Raw genomic sequence first — 9,150 nt, forward strand, 5'->3', positions numbered from 1 at the left:
CGAAAAGACCCCGGCCCCGCCCCCGAGCTGCGGGAACGGGGCCGGGGCCGGGGCCTTGGGAGGGCCTCGGAGAACTCAGACTCCGATGGCCACGGTGGGCTCGCCGCTCATCACGCCGTCCTTCTCCATCTGCTCGGCGATCTTCAGCGCCTCTTCGATGAGGGTCTCCACGATCTTCGACTCGGGGACGGTCTTGATGACCTCGCCCTTCACGAAGATCTGGCCCTTGCCGTTGCCGGAGGCGACGCCGAGGTCGGCCTCGCGGGCCTCGCCGGGGCCGTTGACGACGCAGCCCATGACCGCGACGCGCAGCGGGACCTCCATGCCCTCCAGGCCCGCCGTGACCTCCTCGGCCAGCTTGTACACGTCGACCTGGGCGCGGCCGCAGGACGGGCAGGAGACGATCTCCAGGCGGCGCGGCTTCAGGTTCAGCGACTCCAGGATCTGGATGCCGACCTTGACCTCCTCGGCCGGCGGGGCCGAGAGGGAGACGCGGATGGTGTCGCCGATGCCCTCGGAGAGCAGTGCGCCGAAGGCGACGGCGGACTTGATGGTGCCCTGGAAGGCGGGGCCGGCCTCGGTGACGCCGAGGTGCAGCGGGTAGTCGCAGGCGGCGGCGAGCTGGCGGTAGGCGTTGACCATGACGACCGGGTCGTTGTGCTTGACCGAGATCTTGATGTCGCTGAAGCCGTGCTCCTCGAAGAGGGAGGCCTCCCACAGCGCGGACTCGACCAGCGCCTCGGGGGTGGCCTTGCCGTACTTCTTCAGCAGTCGGGCGTCGAGGGAGCCCGCGTTGACGCCGATCCGGATCGGGGTGCCCGCGTCGTTCGCGGCCTTCGCGATCTCCTTGACCTTGTCGTCGAACTGCTTGATGTTGCCCGGGTTCACGCGGACGGCGGCGCAGCCGGCGTCGATCGCGGCGAACACGTACTTGGGCTGGAAGTGGATGTCGGCGATGACCGGGATCTGCGACTTCTTCGCGATCACGGCGAGGGCGTCGGCGTCGTCCTGCGTCGGGCAGGCGACGCGGACGATGTTGCAGCCGGAGGCCGTCAGCTCGGCGATCTGCTGGAGCGTGGCGCCGATGTCTGAGGTACGGGTGGTGGTCATCGACTGCACCGAGATGGGTGCGTCGCCACCGACGGCCACGGAACCGACCTGGATCTTGCGGCTGACCCTGCGGTCGGCAAGCTTCGTCGGCACGGCCGGCATTCCGAGAGAGATGGCAGTCATCTGCTGTGCAACCCCAAGGTGTGGATCAAGGTCCCGAATTCGGCGGGCTCCAGCCTCCGAGATTACGCCAAACCCCGCGCGCCCCTCGCATCCGAGGGGGGTGTGCCACCCGAACGTAGGGAGCCGGGCACGATCCGTGCCCGGCTCCCCACATCCGTCACGTACGGACCGCGCCCGCTAGGTGATCTTGATCGGGTTCACCACGTCCGCCACCATCACCAGCAGCGTGAAGCAGATGAACAGACCGGCCACCACGTATGCGACGGGCATCAGCTTCGCGACGTCGAACGGGCCCGGGTCGGGACGCCGGAAGACCCGCGCGACGTTGCGCCGGACCGACTCCCACAGGGCGCCCGCGATGTGCCCGCCGTCCAGCGGGAGCAGCGGGAGCATGTTGAACAGGAACAGCGAGAGGTTGAAGCCGGCCAGCAGTTTGAGGAAGAACACCAGGATGTGGCTGGCCGGGATGTCGAGGGTGAAGATCTCCCCGCTGACCCGGGCCGCGCCGACGACTCCCATCGGGCTGTCCTGCTTGCGCTCGGCCCCGTTGAAGGCCGCGTTCCACAGGTCGGGGACCTTGGAGGGCAGGTCGACGAGCGACTGCACGCCGGCCTGCATCATCTCGCCGATCTGGTCGACGGACTGGCCGAAGGACTGCGGGACGTAGCCGGGGGCGGGGGTGAAGCCCAGGAAGCCCGCGGTGACGTACTGGTCCTTGACGTAGCTGCCGTTGCCGTCGGTCTTGGCGACCTTGTTCTCGATCAGGTTCGCCGCGAGGTCCACGCGCTCACCGGCCCGCTCCACGGTGATCTTGGCGGGGCCGATGGTGGCGCGGATGTCCTTCTGCAGGGCGGACCAGTCGTCCACCGCGCGGCCGTTGAAGGCGATGATCTTGTCGCCCGGCTTCAGGCCCGCCGCCTTGGCGGGGGCGGCCGGGTCCCCGGGGAGGCACTTGTCGCGCTTCTCGCTCTGCTGGATGACGCAGTCCGAGACCGTTTCGACCGACGTGGTCTGGGTGTTCAGCCCGAAGGTCATCAGGGTGGCGACGAAGATCACCACGGCCAGGACCAGGTTCATGAACGGGCCGGCGAACATCACGATCACGCGCTTCCACGGCTTGCGCGTGTAGAAGAGCCGCTTCTCGTCGCCGGGCTGGAGCTCCTCGTACGCCGCCGAGCGCGCGTCCTCGATCATCGACCGGAACGGCGAGGTGGAACGGGCGGTGACCTTGCCGTCCTCGCCGGGCGGGAACATCCCGATCATGCGGATGTAGCCGCCCATCGGGATGGCCTTGATCCCGTACTCGGTCTCGCCCTTCTTCCGCGACCAGATGGTCGGGCCGAAGCCCACCATGTACTGCGGCACGCGGATGCCGAAGAGCTTGGCCGTGGAGAGGTGCCCCAGCTCGTGCCAGGCGATGGAGACCAGCAGGCCGACGAAGAAGACCACGATCCCGAGCACCGTCATCAGAACTGTCATGCGCGCGCCTCCGCGGCGGCCCGAGCCGCCATCTCCCGCGCCCGGGCCCTGGCCCAGGCCTCCGCTTCAAGGACGTCCTGGACGGTCAGGGAAGTTCCCGACTCCGGCGTCCCGTGCTCATCGACCACGGCAGAGACCGTATCCATGATTGCTGTGAACGGCAGCCGACCGGCCAGGAAAGCCTCCACGCACTCCTCGTTGGCGGCGTTGAACACGGCCGGGGCGGTGCCGCCGAGGGTGCCCACGTGCCGGGCCAGGCCCACCGACGGGAAGGCCTCCGTGTCCAGCGGGTAGAACTCCCAGGTGGAGGCCTTGGTCCAGTCGAAGGCGGGGGCCGCGTCCGGGATGCGCTGGGGCCAGCCGAGACCGATCGCGATGGGCCCGCGCATGTCCGGCGGGGTGGCCTGGGCCAGGGTGGAACCGTCCGTGAACTCCACCATCGAGTGCACGTAGGACTGCGGGTGCACGACGACCTCGATGCGGTCGAACGGGATGTCGTAGAGCAGGTGCGCCTCGATGACCTCCAGCCCCTTGTTGACCAGCGTCGCCGAGTTGATGGTGATGACCGGTCCCATGGCCCAGGTCGGGTGGGCGAGGGCGTCCTCGACGGTGACCCCGGCCAGCTCGGCGCGGGTGCGGCCGCGGAAGGGCCCGCCGGAGGCGGTGACCACGAGCTTGCGCACATCGGCCCGGGTGCCGGCGGCGAGGGCCTGGAAGAGGGCCGCGTGCTCGGAGTCCACGGGGATGATCTGGCCGGGCTTCGCGAGGGCCTTGACCAGCGGGCCGCCGACGATCAGCGACTCCTTGTTGGCCAGGGCCAGGGTGCGGCCCGCGCGCAGCGCGGCGAGGGTGGGCGCGAGGCCGATGGAACCGGTGATGCCGTTGAGGACGGTGTGGCACTCGGAGGCGGCGAGCTCGGTCGCCGCGTCGGGACCGGCCAGGATCTCTGGCAGCGGCTCGGCTGCCCCGTACTGGGCGCTCAGCGCTTCCTTGAGGGCCGGTACGACGTCCTCGCGGGCGACGGCCACCTTCTCGACCCGCAGCAGCCGGGCCTGCTCGGCCAGCAGCCCGACCCGCCCGCCGGCGGCGGACAGCGCGGTCACGCGGAACCGGTCGGGGTGGCGCAGGGCGAGGTCGATGGCCTGGGTGCCGATGGAGCCGGTGGACCCGAGGATGACGATGTCCCGGCGGCCGGCCGCGGGGTCGAAGAGGAGGTGCGGGTCGGCGAGGGGGGCTGGGCGGTCGCTCATGCCCCCATTGTTGCCGGAACTCAGGAGCGGCCGGACACGGAGCCCCCCTCGGTGACGCGCAGGAGGAGGTGCGGGAGCGTTCCCGCGAAGTCCGGGAGCGTGACGGCCACGCGCCACCAGGCGTCCGGATCGGCGCCGAGGGCCAGGGCGAACAGCCGGTCGGCCTCGGCCCGCGCGGCCAGCACCGGGGCTGCCCAGTCGTGTCGGTCGGGGTGGTTCACGTCGCCCAGCCAGTGGTCCTCGTCCAGGGCCCAGCAGGCGGGCGCCTTGTGTCGGACGATGTCCTCGCCGGTCAGCAGCCCGCGGGCCAGGCAGTCCCGCACCCACCGGATGTCCTCGTCGACGGACTCCATGGGCACCGCGAGGCTCGCCAGGGCCAGTTCGCGTTCGACTCCCCCGACGGGTTCGGCCGCCTTCGGGGCCAGGGAGCGCACCGCCTCGGCGAGCCCGGAGACGTACGGCTCGTCGGTGGGCTCGGGCAGCGTGCCGCGAACGATCCGGGCCACGAGCACCGGCAGGGTGCCGGGGAAGGCGGGGGCGCGGCGGAGCAGCTCCGCCCAGAGCCGGGGGTCGTCCCGCAGGGGGCGCAGCGCCCGGGAGACGGCCGTCCGCATCCCCGCCCGTTCGGGCAGGGCCCAGCGCAGGCCCCTGGTCTCGGGGAGCTGAGCGAGCAGCAGGGTGCGGCGCGCGGGGGCGACGTGGGCGACGAGCTCGTCGCAGGTGAGCAGGCCCATCCGGACGGCCCGGACGGCGGGCCGGTACCAGCGGTACCCGTCCGTGCGCTGGGTGCCGGCGTCGAGCAGCGCCCGGCCGACCGGTCTGGGCAGGCCGCCGGCCAGCAGCAGGGCCTCGACCGCGATCGGCGGCAGCGGGTCCCGGGCGTGCTCGGCGAGCAGCGTCTCGGTGTCGAGGGGGGCGTGCGGCATCCGCAGCAGGGTGAGGGGGATCTTGAGCCGACGGCCGTGCCGCCGCAGCAGCGCGATCAGCTCGTCGGTGGTGAACGGCCCGGGGCCGATCTGCGCCAGCAGTTCGGGCGAGGGCCCGGGGCGGGCCGCGTACTTCGCCGGTCCGGGCAGCCCGGGCAGGGGCCGTCCGACGACGTGGGGGTTGCGGGCGACGTACTGCCGGTCCTCCTCGCCGCCGTGGCGCAGCAGCAGGGTGACGGTGGAGGCCGACAGCCACTCGTCGCGGCACAGGTACTTGCGGGTCGGCGCGTCGAGCCGGCCCATCAGGTCGGTGACGACGTGGTCCGGTGCGTGGCGCAGCACGTGCGCCACGCACCAGGCCAACCGTCGGCTGGCGCGGTCTTCATCGGCCGTCGGCATCGTTCTCTCCGCCTTGCCCGTGCTCGTGCGCGTACGGACATCCGTACACGCACTCATCCTCGTACGTCTGTCCGACGTCCGGCGATGATCGCAGGTCAGCGGATGGGACGGTGGACGTTTTTCCGGGTGGAGGGGCCGGGGGCGGCGTCCGCGATCCAGGGGCCGTCTCCGGAGGGGTCGATGATCCCTTCCTCCAGCCAGGTGTAGGTGCCGGTGAGGACGCCCGCGACGACCTTGCGGTCGAGGTCGTCGGTGTTGGACCAGAGCCGTCCGAAGAGCTCCTCGACGCGGAGCCGGGACTGCTCGCAGAAGGCGTCGGCGAGCTGGTAGGCCTCGCGGCCGTGCTCGCCGGCGGCGCGCAGGTGCTCGGCGCGGACGCAGGCCGCGCTCATCGCGAAGAGTTCGGCGCCGATGTCGACGATGCGGCCGAGGAAGCCCTGTTTGGTCTCCATCCGGCCCTGCCAGCGGGACATCGCGTAGAAGGTGGAGCGGGCGAGTTTGCGGGCGCCGCGTTCGACGTAGCGCAGGTGGGTGGCGAGGTCGGGGTGGCCGGCGGGGTGGAAGGCCCGGTAGGTGCCGGGGACCTGGCCGGGGCCGGTGGCGAGTTTGGGCAGCCAGCGGGCGTAGAACCCGGCGGCGCGGGCGCCCGCCTTCGCCTTGTCGCCGAGTGCCTTCTCCGGGTCGATGAGGTCGCCCGCCACCGAGAGGTGGGCGTCGACGGCCTCGCGGGCGATCAGCAGGTGCATGATCTCCGTCGAGCCTTCGAAGATCCGGTTGATGCGCAGGTCGCGGAGCATCTGCTCGGCGGGGACGGCGCGTTCGCCGCGGGCGGCGAGGGACTCGGCGGTCTCGAAGCCGCGGCCGCCTCGGATCTGGACGAGCTCGTCGGCCATCAGGCAGGCCATCTCGGAGCCGTAGAGCTTGGCGAGGGCGGCCTCGATGCGGATGTCGTTGCGGTCCTCGTCGGCCATCTGGGAGGCGAGGTCGACGACCGCTTCGAGGGCGAAGGTGGTGGCGGCGATGAAGGAGATCTTGGCGCCGACGGCCTCGTGCCGGGCGACCGGGCGGCCCCACTGCTCGCGTTCTCCGGACCACTCCCGGGCGATCTTCAGGCACCACTTCCCGGCGCCGACGCACATCGCGGGCAGTGACAGCCGGCCGGTGTTCAGGGTGGTCAGGGCGATCTTGAGGCCGGCGCCCTCGGCGCCGATGCGCTGGTCGGCCGGCACCCTGACCTGGTGGAAGCGGGTGACGCCGTTCTCCAGGCCGCGCAGGCCCATGAAGGCGTTGCGGTGTTCGACGGTGATGCCCGGCGAGTCGGCCTCGACGACGAAGGCGGTGATCCCGCCCCGGTGGCCCTCGCTCTTGGGCACCCGGGCCATCACGACGAGCAGGTCCGCGACGACCCCGTTGGTGGTCCACAGCTTCACGCCGTCGAGGACGTACGCGTCCTCCCCGTCCGGGACCGCCGTGGTGGCCAGGCGGGCCGGGTCGGAGCCGACGTCCGGCTCGGTGAGCAGGAAGGCGCTGATGGCGGTGGTGGCGCAGCGCGGCAGGTAGGCGTCCTTCTGCTCCTGCGTGCCGAACATCTTCAGCGGCTGGGGCACACCGATCGACTGGTGCGCGGAGAGCAGGGCGCCGATGGCGGGGCTGACGGAGCCGACGAGCGCGAGTGCCTTGTTGTAGTAGACCTGGGTCAGGCCCAGGCCCCCGTACTTGGGGTCGATCTTCATGCCGAGGGCGCCGAGCGCCTTCAGCCCGCGCACGGTCTCGTCGGGGATCTTCGCCTCGCGCTCGATGCGGGCGCCGTCGATGGAGGTCTCGCAGAATTCCCGCAGCCGGGCCAGGAAGGCCTCACCGCGCCGAACGTCCTCGTCGGCGGGGAGCGGGTGGGGATGGATCAGGTCGAGGCGGAACCGGCCGAGGAAGAGTTCCTTGGCGAAGCTGGGCTTGCGCCAGTCCTGTTCCCGGGCCGCTTCCGCGACCTGTCGTGCCTCGCGTTCGGTCACCTTGGGCGGTACGGGCCGTGCGGGCTGTGTTGCGGACATGAGCGGGCTCACCTCGCCGCCGGAGTCGGTGGAACCGGCCTACCGGCCGGTGCTACCTGTGAGTCGTACCCGTTTCGGGCCGCGGGGAAAAGAAGGACGGCCGGAGCCCCCGCACAGTAGGCTCCGGCCGTCGGCTTTATGGCCGTACGAGATCAGATGTCGAGGCCGGTCAGGACCAGGACTCGCTCGTACGTGTAGTCGTCCATCGCGTAGCGGACGCCCTCGCGGCCCACACCGGACTGCTTGACGCCGCCGTACGGCATCTGGTCGGCGCGGTAGGACGGCGCGTCGCCGATGATCACACCGCCGACCTCGAGCTCGCGGTGGGCGCGGAACGCGGTCTGGACGTTGCGGGTGAAGACGCCCGTCTGCAGGCCGAACTTCGAGTCGTTGACGGCGGCGAACGCCTCGTCGGTGTTCTCGACCTTCAGCAGCGTCAGGACCGGTCCGAAGACCTCCTCGGTGGCGAGCTTCACGCCGTCCGGGACGTGCGCGATGACGGTGGGCTCGTACGCGGCACCCTCGCGCTTGCCGCCGGTGAGGAGCTTGGCTCCCGCGGACACGGCCTCTTCGACCCAGGACTCGACACGCTTGGCGGCGTCCTCGGAGACGAGGGGGCCGACGTCGGTGGCGGAGTCGGACGGGTCGCCGGTGACCTGCGCCTGGACCTTCGAGACGACCTTCTCGACGAGGCGGTCGTAGACGGAGGCGTCGGCGATCACGCGCTGCACGGAGATGCAGGACTGGCCGGCCTGGTAGTTCGAGAAGGTCGCGATACGGGTCGCGGCCCAGTCGAGGTCGGCCTCGGAGGACCAGTCGTCCAGGACGACGGCCGCGGCGTTGCCACCGAGCTCCAGGGTGCAGTGCTTGTGGGGCACCGACTGCTGGATGGCGTAACCGACGGTGTCGGAACCGGTGAAGGAGATGACGGGCAGTCGCTCGTCCTTGACCAGGGCCGGCATCTTGTCGTTCGCGACCGGCAGGACCGACCAGGAACCGGCCGGGAGGTCGGTCTCGGCGAGCAGCTCGCCCAGGATCAGCCCGGACAGCGGCGTGGCCGGGGCGGGCTTGAGGATGATCGGCGCGCCGACGGCGATGGCGGGGGCCACCTTGTGGGCGCACAGGTTCAGCGGGAAGTTGAACGGCGCGATGCCGAGGACCGGACCCTTGACGAAGCGGCGGGTCAGGGCGAGACGGCCGACGCCACCGGCGTCGGTGTCGAGGCGCTGGGCGTCTCCGCCGTTGAAGCGGCGGGCCTCTTCGGCGGCGAAGCGGAACACGGACACCGCACGGCCGACCTCACCGCGGGCCCACTTGATGGGCTTGCCGTTCTCGGCGGAGATCAGCTGGGCGATCTCCTCGGTGCGCTCGACGAGCCGCTTGGACACGTGGTCCAGGGCGGCGGCCCGTACGTGGGCGGGGGTCGCGGAGAACTCCGCCGTCACGGCGTACGCCGCGGCCACGGCCTCTTCGACCTGCGCGTCGGTGGGCACGCTGACGGTGCCGACGAGGCGTCCGTCCCACGGGGAGTGGACGTCGAAGCTGTCCTCGCCGGAGGCCTGGCGGCCGGCGAGCCAGAAGGCGTGGGTGGAAGTCATGCGAATCCCGGCCCTTCGGAGTGTGCGGTGGGGTCCTTGTCCCCTCCACCGTAGGACTCCGTCGGTGATTCGGCGTTTATCCCTCGTGGAGCGGCGGGCCGTCGGGCTTCGCCGCTTTGTCACTGTCGTACCCGCGGATCCGTTGCTGGGGCTCCGCCCCGGACCCCGCGCCTCAAACGCCGGCGGGGCTGAATTGCCCTCCGGTCAAATCCAGCCC

At 71.2% G+C, this 9,150-nt stretch carries 6 protein-coding genes; all 6 read right to left on the reverse strand.

Annotated elements, in window-relative coordinates:
* Nucleotides 1-75: 75 nt before the first annotated feature.
* The gene (gene ispG / locus ACFV9H_RS27960; RefSeq protein ID WP_385403338.1) at nt 76-1,233 is read right to left on the reverse strand and encodes a flavodoxin-dependent (E)-4-hydroxy-3-methylbut-2-enyl-diphosphate synthase; all 1,158 of its coding nucleotides are present in this window, start codon (nt 1,231-1,233) and stop codon (nt 76-78) included.
* Between the two features lie 177 nt (nt 1,234-1,410).
* Nucleotides 1,411-2,712: a M50 family metallopeptidase gene (locus ACFV9H_RS27965; RefSeq protein WP_385403341.1), complete on the reverse strand. Its 1,302-nt coding sequence runs from the start codon at nt 2,710-2,712 to the stop codon at nt 1,411-1,413.
* Entirely contained in the window at nt 2,709-3,962 is a 1,254-nt protein-coding gene (gene dxr / locus ACFV9H_RS27970; protein WP_385403343.1) for a 1-deoxy-D-xylulose-5-phosphate reductoisomerase, read from the reverse strand. Before dxr ends, ACFV9H_RS27965 begins: the two co-directional genes overlap by 4 nt.
* A 20-nt stretch (nt 3,963-3,982) precedes the next feature.
* Complete coding sequence (locus tag ACFV9H_RS27975) at nt 3,983-5,287, reverse strand: hypothetical protein (RefSeq protein WP_385403345.1); 1,305 nt, start codon at nt 5,285-5,287, stop codon at nt 3,983-3,985.
* A gap of 95 nt (nt 5,288-5,382) precedes the next feature.
* Nucleotides 5,383-7,335: an acyl-CoA dehydrogenase family protein gene (locus ACFV9H_RS27980; protein WP_385403347.1), complete on the reverse strand. Its 1,953-nt coding sequence runs from the start codon at nt 7,333-7,335 to the stop codon at nt 5,383-5,385.
* 152 nt (nt 7,336-7,487) lie between these two features.
* Nucleotides 7,488-8,933, reverse strand: a complete 1,446-nt coding sequence (locus ACFV9H_RS27985; RefSeq protein ID WP_385403349.1) for an aldehyde dehydrogenase family protein — start codon at nt 8,931-8,933, stop codon at nt 7,488-7,490.
* Between the last annotated feature and the right edge of the window lie 217 nt (nt 8,934-9,150).

It is taken from the genome of Streptomyces sp. NPDC059874 (assembly GCF_042731135.1).
Taxonomy (GTDB): domain Bacteria; phylum Actinomycetota; class Actinomycetes; order Streptomycetales; family Streptomycetaceae; genus Streptomyces.